General features: G+C 64.5%; 1 protein-coding gene. It reads right to left on the bottom strand.

The features are described 5' to 3' along the window. Positions 1–83: 83 nt before the first annotated feature. A complete protein-coding gene (locus tag AC1Q61_RS17420) occupies positions 84–26,660 on the bottom strand; it encodes a non-ribosomal peptide synthase/polyketide synthase (protein WP_492654894.1) in 26,577 nt (8,858 codons plus the stop codon).

The following is a 26,660-nucleotide window of genomic DNA, read 5'->3' as shown; positions in this document are numbered from 1 at the left end:
CAGTTTCAACGTTTTCCCCTCGTCCGGACCCACCCGGGGTCCATCACCCTGTGTGTTTCACTCATACCCATGTCGAACCTGGTTCAGACACCCCACTGAGCGATAACTTCTCGCAATCGTACAGCTATGGTTGCCGCCGGACCCGGTTCGATCATCTGGTTGTGTTCGCAATCGACTTCGGTGACTCGGATGTCCCCTTCTACAAACCTTCGCCATTCGGCGACATCGTGTCCGTTCTCCGTAGATCTTCCGGCTACGAAGAACTCGATGGCTCCAACGTGGACAGGCGGTTGGTGCCGATTCGTCAATTCGACGGAGTGGGAGTAACCGCGACTGATCCGCGCCAGATGCTCCGCTTCGATTCCGATTCCGGCACCCAGGGTCTGCTCCAGCAATTCCGCCGCTTCTTCGAAGGTCTCGACCGTCTTGGATCCCGCCGGCATCGCGAGCCCGGCCAGTAGTTCGGAGACCGAGAGTTCTGCGGGCTGATCGGAATCCGACGACGGATAGCTGTCGAGTATCGACAGAGTCACGTCACGTCCGCTCCGAGTGAGGCTGTGTGCCACGGCGTGTGCGATCACGCCGCCGAGCGACCAGCCGGCCAGATGGATCGGGCCGGTCGATGCCACGGCTGCAATGCGATTCGCGTAGTCGTCGGCGAGTTCGGTCAGCGAGTCGAAGCTGGGCCCGCCGCTCAGGGACGGTAGCTGAAGACCGTAGACGGGTTGATCCAGCTCGAGATGCTTGACGAATTCTGCGTAACCCCAGGATAATCCGATACCCGGATGGACGAAGAACAGTGGTGCACGATCGGATCCGGCGCGCAGCGTGATCATCGGGGCGAGAAGATCCGACGAATCGTCCGGCGAGTGTGCGTCCATTCCGTCGGCAGCCCGGGCGACTCCGGCAGGTGTCGGATCCAGGAAAAGCGATTGCAACGGCACTCGCATCCCGAGACGCTTCTCGAGTTCGATGGTGATGCGAGTGGCCACGATCGACGTTCCGCCCAGTTCGAAGAAGTCGTCGTCGACGCCGATGTGCTCGTGCCCGAGCACGGTCTCGAAGATGTCGACGACCGTTCGTTCGGTGTTGTTTGTCGGCGGTGCGTACGGGACCGTGCGTCGCTCGAAGCTCGGGGTCGGCAGTGCCTTGCGGTCCAGCTTGCCGACCGGTGTCACCGGAATGCGGTCGACGACGACGATCGCGCCGGGAACCATGTGCGCGGGCAGGCGAGAAGACAGATGGCGGCGAAGCTCCCAGTCGTCGACGGTCTGTCCTTCCACGGGCTGGATGTAGGAGGCGATCATCGTCTCCCCCGACGGCGCTTCGTGCCCGAGTGTGGCGGCGAAGTAGACGGATGGGTGTGCCATCAGGACAGAGTCGATTTCGCCGAGCTCGATGCGGAATCCGCGGACTTTGATCTGGAAGTCGCTGCGGCCCAGGTATTCGAGGGTGCTGTCGGAGCGCCAGCGCACCAGGTCGCCCGTGCGGTACATCCGCTGGCCTGGTTCGCCGAACGGATCGGCGACAAATCGGTCGGCGGTGAGGTCGGGACGATTGTGGTATCCCCGGGCGAGTCCGGGGCCGGTCACGTACAGCTCCCCGATGACTCCCACCGGCACGGGCTTGAGGTGCCCGTCGAGGACCAGTCCGGCAAAGCCGATGGCCGGTCGTCCGATGTTGATGTCCTTGCCCGGCCGCATGGGTTCACTGACGCTGGCCTGGATGGTGGATTCGGTGGGTCCGTATCCGTTGAACATGCGACGGTCGCGGCCCCAGATGTCCACGAGTTCGGGTGGGCAGGCCTCGCCACCGACTGCGAGTACGCGGAGTTCGGGTAGCGCGGAGCTTTCGATCGAGCTGAGCGCGGTCGGAGTGATGAACGCGTGTGAGACGTGTTCGTCGGCAAAGATTTCGGCCAACTCGGATCCGCCGAAGACCGTCGGTGGGATGACGACCAGGCACGCTCCGCTGCCGAACGCCATCATGAGTTCGAAGACCGAGGCGTCGAAGCTCGGTGATGCCAGGTGAGAGATCCGCGAATAGGGCTGGACGTTGAATCTCTGATGTTCCTCGGCGTTGAGGTTTGACAACCCGAGGTGGGTGACGATGACGCCCTTCGGCTTCCCGGTTGAACCCGAGGTGTAGATCAGGTACGCGGGATGCCCGTGATGCAAGGGGATCGTGCGGTCGCGATCGGTGATCGCGGCTGCGCTCTGGGCGTCGATCTCGTCGACGGTCTCGGCTTCATCGAGGACCATCCACTCGACCGTGTCGGGAAGTTGACTGCGGTGAGCGTCGTCGGTGATGCCGAGTACGGCCCGCGAATCGTCGAGCATGTGGTTGATGCGATCGTCGGGATAGTTCGGGTCGACCGGCAAGAACGCTGCACCGGTTTTCGTGACCGCCCAGATCGCGACGATCTCCGCAGTGGACCGCGGCAGACCCAGCGCCACAAAATCTTCGGGACCGACGCCGCGCCGACACAGCGCGCGCGCCAGCTTCGTCGATTCCTCGTCGAGCTCGCGGTAGGTCATCGACCTCTCGCGACTCGAGAGGGCTGGGGCATCCGGGTTCGAGGCGACTGCTTCGGCGAGGATCTCCGGCCACACCCGCGCTCGAGTCGCGGCGGCACCGGATGCCGGCACCAGGGCAGCTGTTTCATCGGCGCCGAGGATGCCGATGTCGGCGATACGTGTTGCGGGTTCGCGTCCGACAGCGTCCAGGATCAGGCGCAGTCGGTCGGCAAACCGACGAATGGTGGCGGGTTCGAAGAGATCGGTTGCGAAGTCGAAGGCTGCGGACATCCCAGCCGGGATGCCGAACTCGTCGAACTTCTCGTCGACGATCAGCTCCAGGTCCTCCTTCGCGAATTTGGTTTCCACGGTCAGTCCGTCGATGTCGAGGCCGGGTAGGTGGAAATGTGCGGGTTCGTTGTTCTGAAGTTCGAGGGCGACCTGGAACAACGGTGAGTACGACGTGGATCTGGTTGGGTTGATGACGTCGACGAGCCGTTCGAATGGCAGGTCCGAGTTCTGGAATGCGGCCAGGTCGATTTCCCGGACGTGCTCCAACAGGTCGGCAAACGTGATGTCGGGATCGACGCTGGTTCGCAGGACCAGTGTGTTGACGAACATTCCGACGAGATGGTCGAGCGCTGCCTGACCTCGGCCGGCGATCGGTGTGCCGATGGTGACTTCGTCGGCGCCCGACAACTTGGACATCAGCACTGCGAGCGCGCCGTGCAGCGCCATGAACATCGTGACACCGTTTGCCCTGGTGAGGTCCGCGAGGGCGCGGTGGGTGTTCGCGTCGATGTCGAAGGTGAATCGGTCACCGTGGAAGGTCTGTTGCACGGGTCGCGGGTGGTCGGCGGGCAGTGCGATGACGTCGTCGAGTCCGGCGAGTTGCTCACTCCAGTAGTGCAATTGGCGACTGATGACGGATTCCGGGTCGTCTTCCGATCCGAGGACGCGATGCTGCCACAACGTGAAGTCTGCGTACTGCACCTCGAGTGGCGCCCACGTGGGCTCGGTCCCTGCCGTACGCGCCAGGTAGGCTGTCATCACGTCGCGTGCGAGCGGCGCCATCGACGAACCGTCGGCGCAGATGTGATGGACCACGACAAACAGAATGTGAACGGGTTCAGCGGTGTCGAGTCGGAACAGTGCCACGCGCAGCGGCAGGTCCACCGACACGTCGAAGCCGGTCGTGGCGAGTCGTTGCATGCGCTCTGCGAGTTCGTCCTCCCCCAACGTCATTTCACGGACCGGCGGTACTGCCTCGTCGACGGTGAGCACTTGCTGAATCGGATCGCCGCCGACGGCGGGGAACACCGTCCGCAGTGTTTCGTGCCGCTCGACGACGTCGGCGATGGCCTGTTGCATGGCCGTGACGTCGAGGTCACCGGTGAGGCGAACAGCTAGTGGGATGTTGTACGCGGCTGAGCGTGTGTCGAATTGGTTCAGGAACCACATGCGCTTCTGCGCCAACGAGAGCGGGACGCTGCCATTGCGCTCCATGGGAGTGAGCGGCACAGTGCCGACGGCAGTGACAGCGCTGGAGAGCCGTTCGGCGAGCTGAGCCGTCGTCGGTGCCTCGAACAGCACGCGCACCCCGACGTCGATGTTCAGTGCGGAGTTGAGCCGCGAGACCACGCGAGTGGCGATCAGCGAGTTGCCGCCGAGCTCGAAGAAATTGTCGTCGACGCCGACCCGTTCGACGCCGAGTACGTCGATGAACGCATCGGCGATCCGACGTTCGAGGCTGGTGCCGGGCGCCCGGAATTCCACACCGGTTCCGGTGAACTCCGGCGTCGGCAACGCTTTTCGATCGAGCTTGCCGACCGCGGTGCGCGGTAGCTCGTCGACGATCATGATGCTGGCCGGAACCATGTGCGAGGGAACACGTCCGGCGAGGTGCGCGGTGATCTCTGCCCCGGTCAGCGTCGATCCTTCCTCGACGGTGAGGTAGGACGCTAAAACTGTGGCGCCGGCCGGTCCGTCGACGCCGAGTGTCACGCAATTCGTGACACTCGCCATTGCGGTGATCTGGGCGTCGACCTCGCCGAGCTCGATGCGGAATCCGCGAATCTTGACCTGGAAGTCGCTACGCCCGACGTATTCGATGGTGTGATCGCTTCGCCAGGAGACGATGTCGCCCGTGCGGTACATCCGGTCGCCTGGCTTGCCGAAGGGGTCGGCGACAAATCGCTCGCTGGTCAGGCCGGGACGCCGGTGGTATCCGCGAGCCAGGCCGATGCCGGCGATGTACAGCTCACCGGGAGCTCCGACGGGTACAGGTTGCAGGCGCGAATCGAGGATCATCTCGTGCACGCCGCGGATCGGTCCACCGATCGTGATGGGTGCGCCCACTGTCATGGGTTCGCTGATGTCTGCCATGACGGTTGTCTCGGTCGGGCCGTAGGCGTTGACGAATTCTCGTCCGGGAGCCCAGAGGCCGACGAGATGCGGCGGTAGTGTCTCTCCCCCGACGACGACGTGCCGGAACTCGTCCAGGCCGGCCGGGTCGACGGTGGCGAGTGCTGCCGTGGTGACGAACGCGTGAGTGACGTGTTCGCGGCGGATGAGACTTGCCAGTTCGGCGCCGCCGTAGATGTCGGTCGGGACGATCACCATGGTTGCTCCGACACCGAATGCCTGCAGGTACTCGAAGACGGCTCCGTCGAAGCTGGGGGTGGCGAAGTGCAGGGTTCGAGAGTGGTGATCTGCGTGGAATCGACGCTGCTGGTCGAGTGCGAAGCTGTCGAGTCCGGTGTGGGTGACGACAACTCCCTTGGGTCGGCCGGTGGATCCCGAGGTGTAGACCACGTAGGCGGCGTTGTCCATGACCACCGGTGCACGCCGTTCGTCCTGGGTGATCGGCAGCGTGCAACTGGTGGCGACGTCGTCGTCGAATGCCTCTTCTCCGAGCACCAACCAGGACACGATGGGTGGAAGTGTGTCGATGGCGTCGACGACGGTCAACCCGAACAACACCTCGGAGTCGCTGAGCATGTGTTCGATTCGGTCAGCCGGATAGGTGGGGTCGACGGGGACGAACGCTGCGCCGGTCTTGGCCACCGCCCACACCGCGAGTACGGATTCGACGGACCTTTCGATGCCGATGGCAACCGACGTCTCGGGCCCGGCGCCGCGGCGAATCATGGCTCTGGCCAACTGGTTCGAGCGCCGGTCCAGTTCGGCGTAGGTCATGGAACGGCTGCCGGCCGAGAGCGCGATGCGGTCGGGATAGGTGGCAGAGACGTCGGCGAGAATCTCTGGGAGCGTTCGCGCGGAGCGCCCCGGGGAGCCGAAGACCGGCGCAAGATCACGGCTCTCGAACTCCGTGAGAACCTGCAGACGGGCCAGCGGCTGATCCGGTGCCGAGGCGAGTTGCCCGAGGACGATGCCCACGCGCTCGGTGATCTTGGCGACTTCGCGGGCGGAGAAGTGCGTCGGCAAGTACTCCATCTTCAGATTCAGCGTGTCACTTTCGGACGCCACCACGGCAATCGGATAGTGCGCCGAGTCGCGTCCGTCGATGCCGAGAACGTGCATTCCCGCGATGTCGGTTTCGGCGGTCAGGGCTGTCTCGTCGACGGGATACGACTCGAATACCGTCAGGGTGTCGAAGGAACCGGCGGCGCCGACTGCTCCGGCGATGTCCGACAGTCCGATGTGGTGGTGGTCGAGCAATGACGCTTGCTCGGATTGGACGCGAATGGCCATTTCGGCGAGGGTTTCTCGGGCGTCGAGGCGGACTCGGACAGGCACCGTGTTGATGAACAGGCCGACTATCGATTCCACGCCGGGCACCTGTGGTGGGCGTCCTGAGACCGTTCCGCCGAAGACGACGTCGTCGCGTCCGAGAAGTTCGGCGAGCACGATTCCCCATGCCACCTGTACCAGGGTCGCCATGGTCAGACCGCGGCTTCGCGCGAACGCCCGAAGAGTCTCGGCTCGTTCGGTCGGCAGCGAGTACGAGTGGATTTCACTTGCCACGGTTTCGGCGGCGGTGTCTGCCCTCGAGAGGTGGGTGGACGTGTCGACGCCCCGTAGCGCTTCTTGCCACGCCCGTAGCGAAGTCTCGGGTTCTTGCTTCGAGATCCAGGAGAGATAGTCGCGATACGACTGAACTCGGGGCAGAATCTCGGGGTCACCGTCGGTTGCGTAGAGAGTGAGCAGGTCTCGAAGCAACAGCGGGGTGGACCAGCCGTCGAGCAGGATGTGGTGGTTCGTCACGACGAGGCGTGCTGTGTCCGGTCCGATTCGCACGAGCATGAAGCGGATCAACGGGGCTGTTTCCATGTCGAAACGATGAGCGCGATCGCGTTCGAGCAGCTGACCGAACGCGACTTCGCTGTCTTCGGCTCCGGACAGGTCGATCTCGGCCCAGCCGATGTCGACACCGGAACGGATCACCTGCAGTGCCCGCCCTCCCGGTGCGGAGACAAATCCCGCGCGCAGGCTCGGATGACGATCAACCAAGGCCTGCGCGGCGCGGCGCAGGCGCGGCGCCTCCACCCGACCCCCGAGCTCGAGGGTCAGTTGCACCATGTACGGGTCGATTTCGGTTTCGTCGAACTGGGCGTGGAAGAGCATGCCCGACTGCAGAGGTGACAGTGACCAGATGTCGGTCAGGTCGGGGAATCTGCGCTCGAGCTGTTCGATGCTCTGTTGATCCGCGGTGACGAGATCGAGATCGGTGGGCGTGAGCTCGCGCTCGGAGTGTTCCTCCACGTATTCACTCAGTGCGCCCAGTGCTCGGGCCCAGAGCTCCGCCAGTTCGGTGACTTCGGCCTCGCTGAGAATGCCGCGGGGGAAGGACCACGTAGCGCGCAGAATCGGACCGTGTGCGGTATCGGTCGTGACGGCGTTGATGTCGAGCACCGACGCGGCGGCCAATTCGCCGCTGTGCGCTTCGTCGAGGGTCACTTCCGAGATCGGCAGCCACGGCACTTCGCCGTGCTCGGGATCCGAGCCGGCAAATCGTCCGAGGTAGTTGAACGAGATCTGCGGCGTGGGCAGCTCACGAAGTTCCTCGTTTCGATCGAGGTACTTCAGGATGCCGAACCCGATTCCGTTGTCGGGCAGGCCGAGCAGCGTTTCCTTGACGAGTTTCACGGCGGAGGCGGCGGTTGATCCCCCGGCCAGTGCATCGACGACATCGAGTCCGGTGAGATCGATCCGGACGGGGAACAAGGTGGTGAACCAGCCGACCGTGCGCGAGAGGTCGGCGCCCGGTACGGCGTTCTCCTCGCGGCCGTGCCCTTCGAGGTTGACGAGCACGTCCCCGCTGCGCTGTCCGCGCGATCGACGCCAGGCGGTGACGGCAATCGCGAGAGCAGCGAGCAGCCCGTCGTTCACCGAGCCTCCGAAATGCTGAGGCACCGTCGAGATGACGTTCTCGGTCACGGAGGTCGGAACGTCGACGCTGACTCGGTCGACGGTGGCTCCGACATCGACGGCTGGGTCGAGCCCGCGTGCCCCGAGCAATGGCTCGTCGGTCCGCATTCTCGACCACAGGTCGATCTCGTCGCGTCGCTGCGCAGCGGTCTCGGCGAGCGCTGTCGCCCAGCGACGTATCGACGTTCCGCCCGGCGGAAGTATGGGTGTTTCTCCGTCGAACGCCGAGGCATAAGCAGTGACCAGGCCCGGGACGAGCATGCGCCAGGACACACCGTCGACCGCGAGGTGATGAAGGACCAGGAGCAACCGTCCGGCTTCGGCCCGGTTGCCGTTCGAGCTGACGGGATCCAACCAGACTGCGCTGATCATCTTCCCGTGTTCGGGATCGAGGCGGCTGGATGCGTCCTGCATCGCGGTTTCCGCAGCGGCGACGAATTCTTCGCCGCTGGTGGACACGATGGAGGTTCGGCGCAGGATGTCGGGGGCGGTGATGCTCCCTGGCTCGCGGATCTCGAGTTGGTGAGTCGCGGCGTCCAGGCGCGCCCGCAGCACGTCGTGACGATCGAGGATCGTTTGCAATGCTCGTTCCAGCGCGGGGCCGGAGACATCCGCGGGCAGTGCGATCAGCGCGCTCTGGCTGTAACTGCGGATCGTGCTCAGGTCACCGCGACTGCGTTCGACGAGCCACTCCATGATCGGCGTGAGCGGTAGCGGGCCGGCTCCCCCGCCGGGTAGCTCCGTGAGAACCGGTGCCGTTTCCGATGATTCGATGAGGAGCACTTTGGTGAGGCCGGCCACGGTCTTCGCTTCGAAGACGTCCCGCGGAGTGAAGACGAGGCCTGCGGACTTCGCCCGTGAGACGAGTTGGATCGACATGATCGAATCGCCGCCGAGACCGAAGAAGGAATCGTCTACTCCGATACTGCCCCGACCCAGCACCTCCGCGAAGAGGTCCGCGAGGACCGCTTCGGTAGCGGTGGCCGGCGCCCGCGTCGCCTCGGTTGTTCCCGTGACGGTGAAGTCCGGAGCCGGGAGGCTGCGTCGGTCGAGCTTTCCGTTGACCGTCAGTGGAAGCGATTCGAGGACGACGATCGCGGTGGGCACCATGTACTCCGCGAGTTCGGCGGCGACGAAGTCGGTCACCGTCGCTGAATCGACGGTACTGCCTGTTTCGGCGACCACGTACCCGACGATCCGCGGTGACGCTCCCTCCGTTCGAACAAGTGCTACCGAGGCAGCGACGCCGGGGCAGCGGAGCATTGCGGCTTCGATCTCGCCGAGTTCGATGCGGAAACCACGCACCTTCACCTGGAAATCACTGCGGCCCACGTACTCCAACTGCCCCGCGTCGTTCCACCTCGCCAGGTCCCCGCTCCGATACATTCGATCCCCCGAACTACCGAATGGATCGGGAAGGAACCGCACCGAAGTCAATGCGGGTTTCCCGAGGTATCCCCGAGTCACCTGATCACCGGCGACGTACATTTCGCCGACGACACCTGGTGGTACCAAGTTCAGTCGCCGATCGAGTACGTAGACGGACAATCCCGGTACTGCTCGCCCGATGATGCTCGCCGACGCGTGCTCGCTGTCGTTGCGGTCGAGTGCGATTCGACTGACGTGCACTGTCGTCTCGGTGATCCCGTACATGTTGACCAACGTCGGAGCCGTGTCGGCCCGCCTGTCGTACCACTTGCGTAACTGCCCGAGGTCGAGCGCTTCGCCACCGAAGACGACGTAGCGCAGTGCAAGGTCGGGATCCGTGCCGTTCGGTGAGTACGCACGGTCGGCTTCGGCGAGTTGGTAGAAGGCGGTGGGTGTTTGGTTCAGCACCGTCACTCGCTCCCTGCGGAGCAGTTCGTGGAACATGTCCGGTGATCTGGTCGTGTAGTAGTCGACGACGACCAGCCGGCCCCCGTGTAGCAGCGGCCCCCACAGCTCCCAGACGGAGAAGTCGAATGCGTACGAGTGGAACATGGTCCACACGTCCGTGTCGTCGAACCCGAACGTCGGGGCGGTGTTGTCCATCAGAGTCAGGACGTTGCGGTGGCTGACCTGGACACCTTTGGGGCGCCCTGTGGATCCGGAGGTGTAGATGATGTACGCGATCGCGTCGGGCAGAAGTGGTGTCGTCCGGTCCGCGTCGGTGATGCGACGGGGCGCGGAGTGATCGAGGCGTACCGCGATCTCCGGCGATCCGAGTTCGACGACGTCTATGCCGGATTCGATGATCTCCGAAGGTAGGTCACTTCGGAAGTCTCCGGTCGTGACCAGGCATACCGGCCGCGCGTCGTCGAAGAGGAACCGCATGCGCTCGGCCGGGTAGGTGATGTCGACCGGCAGGTATGCCGCTCCGGTTTTGATGACGGCGACGAGGGCCAGCACGAGATCGGTGGTTCTGGGCATCGCAACAGCCACCACGGATTCCGGACCGATACCGCGGCCGATCAGGAGCCGCGCCAGGCGGTTAGCGCGCCCGTCCAGTTCGGCGTACGTCATGGCGCCGTCGCTGTCGTTGACCGCGGTCGACGACGGATGTGCTGCAACAGCCTCGAAGAATCGGTCCGCGATGTTGTCCGCTGGAGCCGGTTCGGCGTGAGTGTTCCACTCGGTCAGCATCTGTCGACGCTCGTCGGCGCCCACGACGTCGATGTCACCGGTAGGAGTCGACGGCTCTCGCGAGACCGCCTCGAGGATGGTGAGCAGTCTGCGTGAGAACGAATCGATCAAGTCACCGTCGAACAGGTCTGTGGCGTAGATGAATTCGGCGTCGATTCCATCCGTTCCGCCATCCGCGTCGTAACGCTCGGTGACCGAGAGTTGCAGATCGAACTTGGCGACGGGTAGGTCGAACTCGACTCCCGAGACCGACAGCCCCGGCAATTCGAGTTGTGGGAGTGCATTGTTGCGGAACTCGATGAGGATCTGGAACAACGGAGTGTGCGAAGTCGAGCGTTCCGGGTCGAGTGCGTCGACCAACCTTTCGAAGGGCAAATCGGTGTGCTGGAACGCGCCGAGGTCGCCTTCGCGAACCTGGGCGAGGACGTCCTCGAACGACGCGTCGGGCGTGATCTGTGTTCGCAGCACGAGAGTGTTGACGAACATACCGACCAGGTGATCGAGTTCGGCCTCGCCGCGGCCGGCGACGGGTGTTCCGATGGCGATGTCCTCGGTACCGGCCAGGCGCGCCGCAAGTACCGCCAGTGCTGCGTGCATGAGCATGAACATGGTGGTGCCGTGCTCACGTGCCAGGTCGGTCAGCGCCCGATGGGTCTGCGGCGATACCGCGAACCGGTGGACCGAGCCGACCATGGACGGCTTTGCCGGACGTGGGAACGACGTCGGCAACGCGATCGGCTCGCCCAGTCCCGCGAGTCGGTCCTTCCAGTAATCGAGCTGACGGGTCAGAGCCGAGTCCGGATCTTCCTCGGAGCCGAGCACTTCGTGCTGCCACACAGCGAAGTCGCCGTACTGCACGGCCAGTTCCGACCAGTTCGGCGCACTGCCGGCACTGCGGGCCGCATAGGCCGCTGCCACGTCCGCTGCCAGGGGGTTCATCGAGAACCCGTCGGCGACGATGTGGTGGACGACGATCACGAGTACGTGCCTGCGCTCGTCCCCGTCGACGCGCAGGACCGCGCAGCGGATCGGAACTTCGGCCGAGGCGTCGAAGCCTGCCGAGGCCAGCTCGAGGATTCGATCGGACACTCTGGCAGCAGTGACGATTTCCGGCTCCAGGATCGGCATGACCTCGTCGCTGGACATCACCTGCTGAACCGGCTGTCCGTCGATCGAGGGGAACTTCGTCCGCAAGCTCTCGTGGCGCCCCAGTACGTCCGCTACCGCGGCCTGCAATGCGGCGAAGTCCAGATCGCCGTCGAGGCGCACTGCCAGGGGAACGTTGTAGGCGGGGGACGTCACGTCGAACTGGTTGAGGAACCACATCCGCTTCTGTGCCAGTGACACGGGCAGTGGGTCCGGGCGGGATCGCCGAGTCAACGGTGGTCTGGGGTTCTCTCCGCGGCCGACGCTCTCCGCCAGACGCGAGAGCTGCCGAACTGTCGGAGACTCGAACAGTCCTCGAACGCCGATGTCGGTGCCGAGAAGTGCGTTGACGCGGGCGATGACGCGGGTCGCGGTCAGTGAGTTTCCGCCGACGTCGAAGAAGTGAGTGTCGATACCGATCGGAGACACTCCGAGCACGTCCTCGAAAACGCCCACCACCAGCCGTTCCAACTCGGTGGCCGGTGCAGTGAGTGTTTCGGCATCGGTGTCGAAACGAGGCGCCGGAAGAGCAGCCCGATCGACCTTGCCGACGCCGGTCAGCGGTAGTTCGTCGAGCACGACGACGCTTGCGGGCACCATGTGTGCCGGCAGTAGCTCCCGTGCCGCCGCCCGGATGTCCTCGGCGCTCACCCGGCGTTCGTCGTCGCAGACGACATATGCCGCCAAGGCCTGCTCGTCGGAGGGTCCGCGCACCGCCAACGTGACCGCGTACTCCACGCCGGGCAGCTGACCCAACGCCGTGTCGACCTCGCCGAGTTCGATACGGAAGCCGCGGATCTTGACCTGGAAGTCGCTGCGTCCGAGGTACTCGATGGTGCGGTCGCTGCGCCAGCGCACCACGTCGCCCGTGCGGTACATCCGCTCCCCCGGCTCGCCGTACGGGTTGGCGACAAATCGTTCGCTCGTCAGTGGTGAGCGCCCGTGATAGCCGCGCGCGAGTCCCACTCCGGCGACATACAGTTCGCCGGGAACTCCGAGGGACACCGGTTGAAGTCTGCGATCGAGGACGACCTCGCTGAATCCGCGGTTCGGCGGTCCGAGATAGACCTTCTCGCCGGCCGGGATGGGGTCGCTGAGGTTGCAGGAGATGGTGGTTTCGGTGGGTCCGTAGACGTTGACGAACGATCTTCCCGGCGCCCAGGTGCGCACCAGGTCCGCCGAGGGCGCCTCGCCGCCCACCGTGATGGTGGTCAGTTCGTCGATTCCCTCGGGATCCACCGACGTCAGCGCTGCAGGCGTGATGAACGCGTGGGTGACATGTCCCTCGCGGAGAAGGTCGGCCAGTTCGGTTCCTCCGTAGACGGTGGTGGGAGCTACGACCAGTTCACCGCCGACGGCGAAGGCGAGCAGATACTCGAGAACGGAGGCGTCGAAGCTCGGAGAGGCGAAATGCAGTGCGCGTGAATTCTCGGTGAGACCGTAGCGATGACGCTGTTCGTCGGCGAAGTTCTCGAGACCGGTGTGCGTGACGACGACGCCCTTGGGTCGGCCGGTCGAGCCCGAGGTGTAGATGAGGTAGGCAGTGTTCTCCAACCGCGGGGTTCCTCGACGCTCGTCCTCGCGTAGCGGCGCCGCGGATACTCCGGAGAGCCGAGCGATGCTCGTCGGGTCGTCGAGTTCGAGCCACTTCGTCACACCGCCGTCGCCGGGTCTGTGGGCAGCCGTGGTCAATCCGAGCGAGGATGCCGAGTCCTCGAGCATGAACGAGATCCGGTCACTCGGGTAGCGAGGATCGATCGGCACGAAGGCGGCGCCGGTCTTGGTGATCGCCCAGACCGCTGCGACGGATTCGAAGGAGCGTTCCACACAGATCGCCACCCGTGAGTCCGGGCCGGCGCCTTCCGAGATGAGCACGCGCGCCCACTGGTTCGACGCCTCGTCCAGCTCTCGATAGGTCATCTTTCTCTCACCACAGGACAGTGCGACCCGTTCGGGGAATCTGCTCGCGGTGTCCGAAAAGATGCGATCGAGTGTCCTGACCGAGCGGCCCTGCCGGCCGCGCGCGGGAACCAATTGCTGCACTTGCGAATCCGGCATCAGGCGCAGTTTCGCCAGCGGGAGATCCGGTTGCGCGGTGATCAGCTCGAGGGTGCGGAGCAGCCGGTCGGCGATCGCGTCGATGTCGTGATCGCCCAGGACTCCCGGGAAATACTCGAATTTGAGCCGCAGTCGCCCGTCTGCCGCAGAGGCGACGATCGCGAGTGGATAGTGCGCGGCATCCTCGGCGTCGTGGACGTCGAGAACGTGCATTCCGGCTATGTCGGTGCCGGAGGAGAGTCCACCGCGGTCGACGGGATACGACTCGAACACAGTCAGCGTGTCGAACGATGCAGCGGACCCCACAGCCGAAGTGATGTGCGAAAGCCCGACATGATGGTGATCGGACAACCGCGCCTGTTCCGCTTGGACGCGAACGCACAGCGCCGCCAGGGACTCTCTTGGATCGAGGCGAACTCGGACGGGGACGGTGTTGATGAACAAACCCACCATCGACTCGACGCCGGACACCTGGGGTGGTCGGCCGGAGACGGTTCCACCGAAGACGACGTCGTCGCGGCCGAGGAGTTCGGCGAGCACGATTCCCCAGGCCACCTGGATCAAGGAGGCTGTCGTCAGGCCACGGGAGCGGACGAATCCACGCAGAAGTTCCGTCTCACGTTCTCCGAGCGCTGTGGTCGTCGAGCGTGAGGTAGCGCCGTCCTCGTCGACGGCGTGAGTTCCGGTGAGCAGCGTCGGGTCGTCGAGTCCGCGGAGTGCTTCGCCCCAGGCCTCGATCGACACGCTGTCGTCGCGAGTGCTGATCCAGCTCAGATAGTCCCGGTAGGGGTGTACGCGTGGGATGGCACTGTGATCACTGTCTGTCGCGTAGAGCGTCAGTAGGTCGCGGACCAGCAGCGGCATCGACCATCCGTCGAGGAGGATGTGGTGGTTGGTCAGGATCAACCGATACGCGTCGTCACCGGTTCGCAGAAGCAGGAACCGCAGCAGGGGCGGAGTGGCCATGTCGAAGCCGCGGACCCGATCCGCATGGAGAAGCTCGCGTATCTCGGTCGCTTGTTCGGTGGGGGCCAACGGAGAGATGTCGATCTCGGTCCACGGCACGTCAACGTCTGCGTTGATCACCTGCACCGATCGTCCACCGGTGTCGGTCGTGAACGCCGCGCGTAGGTTCTCGTGTCTGTCGAGCAGTGCCTGTGCGGCGCGGTGCAACCGGGACGCGTCGACGCCGTCGAGTTCGAGTGCGAGTTGGACGGTGTACGCGTCCACAGTGTGTTCGGCGTAGCGGGCGTGGAAGAGCAGTCCGGATTGCAGTGGTGAGAGGGACCAGACGTCGGTCAGTGTCGGGAACTCGCGCTCGAGGTGGTCGATGGAATCCTGGTCGAGGTCGATCAGGTCGATGTCCGACGGGGTGAGTCCCCCGCGTTCGCTGTGTTCGGCATAGGTGGCCAGCGCGCGCAACGCCTGCACCCAGAGGTCGGCGATGGCGCGAGCATCGCGCTCTGCCAGTACGCCGGTGGGATAGGCGATAGTGGCACCGATGTGCGGTGCGCCCGAGATCTCGGTGGTGACGACGTTGACGTCCAGGACCGAACCCACTGGCATCTCGGACCGCGCTGCCGCTTCCAGATCGACGTCCCGGGCCAGTGCCCAGTCCCCCAGTGACTCTCCTGCTTCGGTGCCGGAGAAACGGCCCAGATAGTTGAACGAGATCTGCGGTTGGCGGAGGTCTTCGAGTTCCGCTCGACCCACCTCGTCGAGGTAACGCAGAACTCCGTAGCCGATGCCGCTGTCCGGAACACCCAAGAGTTCTTCCTTGACACGCTTGAGCACCACCGCTGCCTCTGGGGCGCTGCTCATCACTTCCGCGATGTCGATGCCGGCGAGGTCGATCCGCATCGGGAAGACGCTGGTGAACCAGCCGACCGTGTGCAGGACGTCCGCACCGGGCACCACGTGAGCTTCGCGTCCGTGGCCCTCCATCGAGATGAGTACGTTGTCGGTTCGTATGCCCTGTGCCTGCCTCCACTGCGTCAGTGCCAGTGCGAGAGCAGCAACGAGACCGTCGTTGACTGATCCACCGAAAAGCGCCGGAAGCGTGGTCAGGACTGTGTCGGACAGTTCGACGGGTACGTCGGCGACAACTCGGCCGACCGAATCGAACGTGTCGAGCCGCGGGTCCAGCGGCCGGGTTCCGATCAGCGGGTCGGCACCTTCGAGTATCGAACGCCACCGGGGCAATTCGACTCTTCGATCGGGCGCGATGTCGCGGAGCGCATGCGACCAACGACGAACCGACGTGCCCGAGTACGACGGCTCCGGTTCCTCGCCTGCATCGATGCGGTGGAAAGCCGACGCAAGTTCCGGCACGAGGACGCGCCAGGAGACACCGTCGACGGCGAGGTGGTGGATTACCAGGAGCAGCCGGCCGGTGTTGTGCACGCCGGACAACCAGACGACCCGCACCATCACGCCCCGGCCGGGGTCGAGCTCTCGGCGCGCACCGTCCAGTGCGTCGACGATCGCCGCGTCGAACACCGCGGTGCCCGGCTCGGCCTCTACCTCGATCACCCGGCAAATATTCTCGGCTGCAACAGATCCCGGCTCGCCGACAACAAGCCTGCGCTCGCCGTCGAGCTCGAGGCGTGCGCGAAGGATGTCGTGACGATCGAGAACAACTTGAAGAGCCGCGGTCAACTGCTCCACACTGTGAAGCCCGTGCGGCGCGTTGAGAAGAGTCGCTTGGGAGAACGAATCGAGACCTCGGAGATCGGAGCCGAGCCGGTCGAGCCACCACTGAGCCACCGGCATCAACGGCACGAGGCCCACGCCGTCTCCGGGAAGTTCCTCGAGCACCTCGGGTTCGTCGTCCTTGGTCGATGCCAGCAAAACCGCAAGACCGGCGACCGATTTCACCTCGAAGACGTCACGCGGGGTGAAGACGAGCCCGGCATCGCGGGCACGGGCGACGAGCTGAATCGACATGATCGAATCGCCGCCCATCGAGAAGAACGAGTCGTCGACGCCCACCGATTCGACACCGAGGACATCGACGAACAAGGCGGCCAGCGTGCGTTCGGTATCGGATTCGGCGGCCCGCGAGCGTGCCTGGGTTGCTCGCAAGTCGGGAACCGGCAGGGCTCGGCGGTCGAGCTTTCCGTTGGCAGTCATCGGCAGTTCGTCGAGAACGACCACGACCGCAGGAACCATGTACGGGGCCAGAGCCGAGCCCGCGAACGCGATGACGGCCTCGGGATCCACAGTCTGAGCGTCGTTGGCAGGCACGACGTATCCGACGATCCGTGCGGCGCCTCCGTCACGTTCGAGCGTGGTCACCACGGAATGTGCAACGCCGGGATAGCGAGCCAGAACTGCCTCGATCTCGCCGAGTTCGATGCGGAATCCGCGAATCTTGACCTGGAAATCGCCTCGACCCTGGTACTCGAGTTCGCCGTTCTTGTTCCACCTGGCGAGGTCGCCGGTTCGGTACATCCGTGTGCCCGCACTGCCCGCGGGATTGGGCACGAATCGTTCGGCGGTCGTGCCGGCGCGGTTTCGGTAACCGCGGGCGAGTCCGTCGCCGCTGACGTACAGCTCTCCCGTCACTCCGACCGGGACGCGGTGCAGGCGATTGTCGAGGACCCACGCGCTGATGCCGGTCGACGGGCGACCGATCGTCACTCGATCGGTCGGGGACATCGGCTCGGTGATGCTGGCGACGACCGTCGATTCGGTTGGTCCGTAGGCATTGATCATGATCCGGTGATCGCTGACCCAGGCGGCGACGAGGTCGGGTGGGCAGACGTCGCCGCCGGTTCCGATGCACACCAGCTCGTTCAGTCCGCTCGGATCGACCGTGGCCAGTGCGGCTGGTGTGATGAAGGCGTGCGTGACGTGCTGGTCGGCGATCAGACTCGTCAGTTCGGTTCCGCCGATGATGCTCGGTGGGGCGATGACCATCGTGGCCCCGGCACCAACAGCCATCAGGAGTTCGAGAATCGAGGCGTCGAAGCTCGGTGAGCTGAAATGCAGCGTGCGCGAGGTCGACTCGACGCGGAAGCGACTGCGTTCCTGCTCGGCAAGTGCCGAAAGCCCACGGTGAGTGACCATGACGCCTTTGGGGACGCCGGTGGAACCGGAGGTGTAGATGACATAGGCCGGGTTGTCCAGGGACACCGCAGCCAGCAGCTCCGAGGCATCTATCCGCTGATCACCGATCTGTTCGAGGGTTGCGAGTGTCTTTGCCTGATCGAGCAGAACGGCGTCTGCCTCGTCGGGGACGACACCCACATGCTCGGCGGTGGTGAGAACGACGCCCGCTCCCGAGTCGTTGATCATGTGGTGCACGCGGTCGACGGGATACGCCGGGTCGACGGGTACGAATGCAGCGCCGGACCGGGCAACCGCCCAGATCGCGACCACGGATTCCAGTGAGCGTGGTAATGCCAGGGCGACAACGGATTCCGGACCGACCCCGCGGCTGATCAACAGTCGTGCAAGCCGGTTGGCGCGGCGGTCCAGATCGGAGTAGGTCAGATGGCGGTCGCCGAAAATCAGTGCAGTCCTCTGCGGTTCGTCGACGTACTTCCGCTCGAGCAACGTCGAGAAGTGAACCTGCTCGGGAAGTTCCGGTGTGACGGCGCGAATCGTGTCGAGATCACTCACGAGATCGATGTCGCCGACCGGCGTGTGCGGTGATTCGGTGACAGCACCGAGAATCCGAACCAGGTATCGAGCGAAACCTTCGACGGTCGACTCGTCGAACAGGGCGCTGGCGTAGGTGAACCCGGCCTCGATTCCGGCCGGCCGGCCGTCGTCGTCGAAGGTCTCGGCAAGCATGAGTTGCAGATCGAAATTCGAGACGGCGGATTCGAGTTCGAGGACCTCGACGTCCAAATCCGTCAGACGAACTGCTGGCCGAGTGGTGTTCTTGAACTCCAGCATCACCTGGAACAACGGTGAATGCGACGTCGACCGCTCCGGAGCCAGCGCATCGACGACGCGCTCGAAGGGGACGTCTGCGTGAGCGAAGGCGTCGAGGTCGGTGCTGCGAACTCTGGCCAACAGATCGGTGAACGAGGCGGCGGGGTCGACGTCGGCGCGCAGGACCAACGTGCCGACGAACATACCGACCATCGGATCCAGCAGGGCATTTCCGCGCCCGGCGATCGGTGAGCCGATCGTGATGTCTTCCATGCCGGACAATCTCGCCACGAGCACTGCGTATGCGGCGTGTACCGCCATGAACATACTGCTTCGGTGTTCGATCGCGGTTTCGCTCAGACGGCGGTGGATGCCGGCATCGATGTCGAATCGAACGACGCCGCCCGAGAGATCCTGCACACGCGGACGCGGTCGATCTGCGGGGAGCGCAAGAAGTTCGGGAACACTCGCCAGTTGACGTGTCCAGTACTCGAGCTGACCGGCAAGAGTGCTGTCCGCTTCGTCGATCCGACCGAGAGCCCTTTCCTGCCAGATGGCGAAGTCCGCGTACTGGACCGGAAGAGGAGACCAGTCGGGCGCCTCACCTCGATGCCTTGCCGAGTACGCGCTCATCACGTCGAACGCCAACGGTGCCATCGAGAATCCGTCGGCGCAGATGTGATGGACGACCACGGCCAGGACGTGATCTTCTTCGTCGACCTCGATCAGTTCCGCCCTGATCGGTGGAGCCTGCGTGACGTCGAAGCCCCTCGAGGTGAGACGTTCGATCTCCCCGAGTACCGCTTCGGCGTTTGCGGCGACAACCGGCAGCGCGCCCAACGTTTCACCGGGTTCGACGATCACCTGCGCCGGCACTCCCTCGATCATGGGAAACAGCGTGCGCAGCGATTCGTGGCGAGTAAGCACGTCGGTGATCGCGCCCTCCAACACGGCAACGTCCAACCGGCCTCTCAGCCTGATCGCTATGGCGACGTTGTACGCCGCGGACGTGACGTCGAATTGATTGACGAACCACATGCGCTTTTGTGCCAGCGACAGCGGGATCGTCTGTGGCCGCGGCAATGCCTCGAGCGGAAGGACTGCCGCTCCCCCTCGTGCCGTGGCGCACTCGACCGCCAACTGCGCAACGGTCGGCGCGTCGAACAACTCTCTGATCGACAAGTTCAACGACAGCGAATCGTTCACGCGCGCCACAGCGCGTGCAGCGACGAGGCTGTTTCCGCCGATCTCGAAGAAGTTGTCGTGAACACCGACTGCCCCGGATTCCAGAAGCTCCTCGAAGATCGCCGCCAACTGCGCTTCGAGCGGTGTTCGCGGCGCCAGATACGTCTGCGAGCTGTCGAAGCTGGGCGCGGGCAGAGCCTTCCGATCAAGCTTGCCGGTCGAACCGAGAGGGAACACGTCGAGGGCGATGACCACAGCGGGAACCATGTAGGCCGGAAGGAGACCTCTCAACTCGGTGCGTAGGCCGTCCGTGTCGATCGAGGTGCCGGTCTCGGCGATGACGTAGCCGACCAAACTGTCACCGACCACGTCGTCGTGATGGACGAGAGCAGCAGCTTGCGCGACACCGGGCAGCCTGAGCAACGCTGCTTCGACCTCGGCGAGTTCGATGCGCTGGCCGCGGATCTTGACCTGGAAATCGCGTCGACCGACATAGTCGAGCAGCCCGTCGGCGCGCCACCGGACGACATCACCGGTTCGGTACATCCGGGTGCCCGAAGGGCCGTACGGATCGGCCACGAACCTGTCGGCGGTGAGATCGCTGCGCCCGAGGTATCCACGCGCCAGTTGCACTCCCGCCAGGTACAGCTCGCCGTGAACGCCGACCGGAACCGGATGCAGCCGCCCGTCGAGGACATAGAGCTGGGTGTTCCACACGGGCGCACCGATGGGAACGGTGACGGTCATGTCGGGGGTGAATTCGGCGGCGCTGACGTCGACGGCAGCCTCCGTGGGTCCGTACAGGTTGAACAGTCCCGCAGAACTCAGACGGGTGAACGCCTCCGCAGTGGTAGGCGCGAGCGCTTCACCGCTGCAGAACACCTGACGCAGGCTCGCACACTGCCCGGCAGTCGCGGCAGCGACGAATTCCGCGAGCATCGACGGAACGAAGTGCGCCGTCGTGACGCCTTTTTCGGCAATCAACGCCGACAGGTACCCGGGATCACGGTGCCCGTCCGGTTCCGCGATCACCAACTGCGCGCCGGTCTGCAGGGGCCAGAACAGTTCCCACACCGAGACGTCGAAGGTCACCGGGGTCTTGTGCAGCACCACGTCCGACGCGTGAAGGGGGTACGTGTCCTGCATCCACAGCAGGCGATTGACGATCGAACGGTGTGATACTGCAACACCTTTCGGTCGACCCGTCGATCCGGACGTGAAGATCACGTAAGCAGCATTGTCCGGGCGCAGGGGTCCGAGCCGATCAGCGTCGGTGATCGGCGCCGTCGTGGACACCTGACGATCGAGATCGACGTCCACGATCGGGACTCGCGCGGGAAGAGCGCCGTGGTCCTGGGGCCGGCTCAGCACGCAGATCGGTTCCGCGATGTCGAAGACGTACGCGATGCGCTCGGCGGGATGATCGGGATCCACCGGGACGTATGCCGCACCGGCACGGATCACGGCGTGGACCGCGACGAGTAGTTCCGGTGACCGTCGAATCGACACCGCGACGCGCATGTCCGGGCCGACCCCGCGGGCGATGAGGGTTCTGGCAAGTTCACCGACCCTCGCGTCGAACTCCGCATAGGTCAGTGTCCGCTCGCCGTAGACCAGCGCGGCCCCCTCGGGTGTCCGGGCTGCCTGCTCCGCCACCAGGTCCGAGAGGGTGGTGATCGGTACGGCGTGTTCGGTGGCATTCCAACGCTCGAGGACCAGTTCCGCCTCGCCCGGAGCTGTGAGATCGACGTCGCCGACGACGGATTCCGGGTAGGCAGCTACCGCGTCGAGGAGCATCGTGAAGCGATCAGCGAGGCCGGACATGGTGTCCGAGTCGAAAAGCTGGCTGGCGTAGTTCAACTGGCCGTCGAGATGGTCGCCGCGGTCGGTGAGAATGACCTGAAGGTCGAACTTTGCCGCGCCCGTCGACAGTTCGTCGACCGTGACCTCGAGCTCGGGCAAAGTGACCTCGGTGGGAGCGGCGCCCTGCATCACCAGCATCACCTGGAACAGCGGCGCCTGGTTGTCTGCGAGGGATTCGACGAGTACGTCGTACGGCACTTCGGTGTGCTGCAAGGCCGCCACGTCGACGTCGCGGACGCGGGTGAGAACTTCACCGAAGGTGAGTCCCCCCTCGAGAACCGTCCTCAGCACCACCGTGTTGACGAACATTCCGACGACGTCGTCGAGAGCGCGCTCGCTCCGCCCGGCCACCGGAGTGCCGATCGTGATGTCGTTCGCTCCGGATTCTCGGCTGAGCAGGACGGCCAGCGCGGCGTGGATCACCATGAACACGCTGACATCGCTGCGCGCCGCGATCTCGCCGACCCGGCGGTACGTCGCGGAGTCGATCCGGAAATCGAGATCGTCACCGCGCAGCGAGACACCCGCAGGGCGCGGATGATCCATCGGCAGTTCCGCGAGCTCACCGCGTTCGGTGAGCGTGTGCGACCAGAACCGCAACTGCTCGGCAAGAATCGAATCCGGGTCGGACGCTTCACCGAGCGCTCCGCGTTGCCACTCGCTGAAATCGCCGTACTGCACTTCGAGTGGCAGCCACGCCGGCACGCGTCCGCTCGCCCGCGAGGCGTACGCCACCATCACGTCACGAGCCAGCGGCGCCATCGACAGGCCGTCTGCTGCAATGTGGTGCACGACGAGGACCAAGGTGTGCTCGCGTTCGTTCACCTCGAGCAGAGTCGCGCGGATCGGCACCGATTCGCTGACGTCGAATCCCTCTCGCGCGAGCTCACTCGCCCGCGCCGAGGTCGCTGCGGCAGGTACCGTTTCCACCTCGAGATGATCGAACATCTCGTCCACATCGAGAACGTGCTGGACGGGGCCACGCGCACTCTCGGGGAAAACGGTCCGCAAGATCTCGTGTCGAACGATGACGTCCCGCAGCGCGGTGAACAGTGCATCGACGTCGAGATCGCCGGTCATCGAAACCGCGATCGGAATGTTGTACGCCGGCGAACTCGGATCGAGTTGATTGGTCAGCCACATTCGTTGCTGCGCCAGAGATACCGGTATCCGGTCAGGGCGATCGATACGCGTCAGTGCCGGGGCACGTGTGTTCCGCGAGTCCGCGAGGTCGGCACGTGCTGCCAGAGCGGAGACGGTCGGCGCCTCGAAGAGGTCGAGAACGCTCAGCGTCGTTCCGAGAGCTCCGTTGACCCGCGACACGACGCGGGTCGCGATCAACGAGTCACCGCCGAGGTCGAAGAAACTGTCGTCTGCTCCCGCCCGGGTGATACCGAGCAGATCGCAGAACACCGCCGAAATTCGCTTCTCGGTCGAGGTCTCGGGGGCACGGTATTCAGCCGACCCGCCCACAGAATCGATGTCCGGTAACGCTTTCCTGTCGATCTTTCCTGCCGGAGTCAACGGAATGGAGTCGAGGACGACGATCCGCGCGGGAACCATGTGGGCTGCCAACGAAGATCTCGCGTGGGCGACCAGCTCGGAGTTGTCGATGTGTGTGCCCGCAGCCGCCGTGACGTACGCCGCCAACAGTGTTTCCCCACTCGGGCCCGCAACTCCGGCGGTGACTGCCTGTGCGACGCTCGGGTGGCGGCGCAGCACGTCGTCGATCTCGCCGAGCTCGACGCGGAAACCGCGGATCTTGATCTGGAAGTCGCTCCGGCCGAGGTACTCCAGCTCACCCTCGCCGTTCCACCGCGCGAGGTCACCCGTGCGGTACATGCGCTCTCCCGCAACACCGTTGGGGTCGGCCACAAATCGTTCGGCCGTAATCGTGGCACGCGCGTGGTACCCGCGCGCCAAACCGACACCGCTCACATAGAGCTCGCCGGCGACACCGATCGGCACCGGTTGAAGCCGCGAGTCCAGGAGGACGGTTGCGGCTCCGCGCATCGGCTTCCCGATGGTGACGGGAACATCGCTGCTCAGCGGTCCGGTCAGAGTGGCGACGACGGTGGTTTCGGTCGGTCCGTACGCGTTGAACATCGAGCGTCCGTGTGACCACTGATCCACCAGCGCGGGTGAGCATGCGTCGCCGCCGGTCACGACCACTCGTAGATCCGGTAGGCCGGCGGGATCGACTGTTGCCAGCGCGGCCGGGGTGACGAAAGCGTGGGTGACCCGTCCGATACGCATCACCTGTGCCAGTTCGTCGCCGCCGTACACGGTGGGCGGCGCGATCACCATCGTTGCCGCGCCCCCGAAGGCAAGGAGGAGTTCGAGGACCGAAGCGTCGAAGCTCGGCGAAGAGAAATGCAGGGTGCGGTCTCCAGGTTCGACTCCAAACCTGACTCGTTCTTCGTCGGCGAAGCTGCTCAGCCCGCGGTGACTGACCACGACGCCTTTAGGGACACCGGTGGAGCCGGACGTGTAGATGAGGTATGCCGGATCGTCGTAGCTCAGGCGCGTACGCCGCTCGGCGTCGACGACCGGTGCATCGGAATGGTGCGAGGTGTCCAGTTCGTCGAGGAGCAGCCAATCCACCGAATCGGCGAGCCCGCCGTGGTGCTCCCCCACACTGATTCCGACTACAGCTCCCGAATCGGTGAGCATGTGCCGAACACGATCCTCGGGGTAGTGCGGATCGATCGGGAGGAAGGCACCGCCGGTCTTGGCCACCGCCCACGTCGCGGTCACCGATTCGAGAGACCTCGACAGCGCAAGGGCGACATAGGTGCCGGGGCCGACTCCCCTGTTGATCAGTTCACGGGCGAGTGTGTTCGACTCGGCGTCGAGATCCCGGTAGCTCACCTCACGATCACCGAAAACGAGCGCTGGGGCATCGGGGTTCACAGCCGAGGCCCGGCGGAGAATATCGGGGAGAGTCAACGGGGAGGACGCGGTCGCTCCTCGCGCCGGTACCAGGGACTCACGCTCGAAGTCGTCGAGGAGATCGAGGTCTCCGACCGGCGTTCGCGGGGCTGCTGCTGCGCCTGCAAGGATCCGCACCAGTCGCGAGAGGAAGGCTCGGACCGTGGATTCGGCGTAGTGCTGCGTGGAGTACGCAACCTCGAGGGCGCCGGTATCTGCGTGGACGTCGATCGCCACGTCGAGGCCGGCAATCGTGGTCTCCTGCGAGCCGTCGTTGAGGTGGACGTGCAACTCGGGCAGTGCGGGGACACCTGCCGCCGATCGAATCGACAACGTATCGCGTTCTCGAGCAAGAGAACTCACGAACTCGTCGAACGGCGCCGCCGGATCGACCTCGCAGCGCAGGGGCAGAGTTCCCCACTCGGTCCTCGTTCCGATCAGCACGTCCCGGCGCTCGGTCGATCTCGACAGCAACGCAGCAAATGCGGCATGGACAACGGCAAAGAGGGAGACGCCTTCCGTGCGCGCAAGTTCGGCGACCGCGGGATCGAGTGGGACGCTCAGCCGATTCGTACCGGTGGGCTCCGCTTCGGAGTCGATTCGCTCGAGGCCCAGTGTCTCGAGGTCCAGTGTGGAGCCCTCGTCGGAGTCCCCCAGGTATCTCGCCCAGAACCGCTCGAGTTCCCTGCGCTGTGCACTGCGCGCCCCTGCCTCGGCACTTGCCGGATGAATCCGGTTCATCGGCGTACCGGCCGGTGCTGCTGTCAGTTCTGCGACCAACTCGGTGAACGCCCGGTGGTGCTCGGCCAGTTCGTCGTGGCCGTAGCGATTGGGGTTTCCGCGAAAGTCGATCAACGTCTGCGCCGGATCGCCGCTCTGGTACACGTTGACCAGCAGATCCTCGACCGGACCCGACGTGACGATGTGATACTCACCGGTCAGTGGCCCGAGGGTTATCTCCTGCCGGAAGAGCATCACATTCATCATCGGGCCGGACAGACGCGCGTCGCCGACGGTCAGACCGGCATCACGCCGGATGTCCTCGAGGCTGCATCGCTGATGACGAAGCGCACCGAGAAGTTCGAGTTGCACGCGCCCGACCAGATCGTCGACACTTTCGTCCGGGTTTACGTGGATGTGTAGCGGCGCGACGTTGACCAGCATTCCGCCGGACCGCTGCAGCGGTGCCGTCGTCCTCGCGGAAACCGGCAGGTTGATCAGCACGTCGTCGTAGCCGGTACTGCGGGACAGGTAGCACGCCAGCGCCGAAATCAACACTGCGGCCGGAGTTGCACCGGAACGTGAATTCCATTCGTCCAAGGCAGCAAGGCTGTTCGCCGACATCGCGGCACTGACGAGCTCACTGCGTGCAGTCGGGGGTCCCTCACGGGTGGCCAATGTCGAACCGTGTTCGACGCCCGACACACGCTGGGCCCAGTACTCGCGGTCGGCTTCGAATCGGCTCGATTCGCGGTACTTCTGGTCGAGCTCGGACAGCGTCGTGACGTCGAGCGCCTTGTTCACCGCAGGCTCTCGACCTTCGACGGCTGCGGTGTAGATCGCCGCAATCCGATTGACGATCGTCATACCGCTGTATCCGTCGAGAGCGACGTGATGAATCCTGGTGTACCACAGGTAATCCCGATCACCAGTTTGAAGAATTGTCATCTCGACGAGACGATCGCGAGTCAGATCGAGCGTCGTCGCGTAATCGTTGTCCATCCACTCCGAGGCAGCCTGCCGAGGGTTCTCACGCTCGCGGAAGTCGAAGTAGTCGATGCCCGGGTCGATTGTGAAGTCCACGATCTGGCAGGGCTCCCCATCCGGGTACATCAACCGTAGAAACGGCGATTCGAACTCGTGGGCAGCCTCCACCGCGGCGCGACTGAGCAGTTGCATGTCCAAATCGCCGTGGAACTCGATGTACTGCGCGATGAAGTACGGGACCGTCGGGTGAAGTTGCTGCGCAAACCACATGCTGCGCTGCACCGCAGACAGGGGGAACGCTCCTGCCGGCAGGCTTCGCGATCCGGTGAGCGGGTCGATCCTCTTGTCGGTATCCAT

The organism is Rhodococcus sp. MPR-R1B (genome assembly GCF_058793255.1).
The sequence above is the reverse complement of the archived record's forward strand: the minus strand, read 5'-3'. Positions and strand labels throughout refer to the sequence as shown.

Excerpts from the sequence above, each read along its gene's own strand:
- AC1Q61_RS17420 (WP_492654894.1), bottom strand. The coding sequence starts at position 26,660 with ATGGATACCGACAAGAGGATCGACCCGCTCACCGGATCGCGAAGCCTG.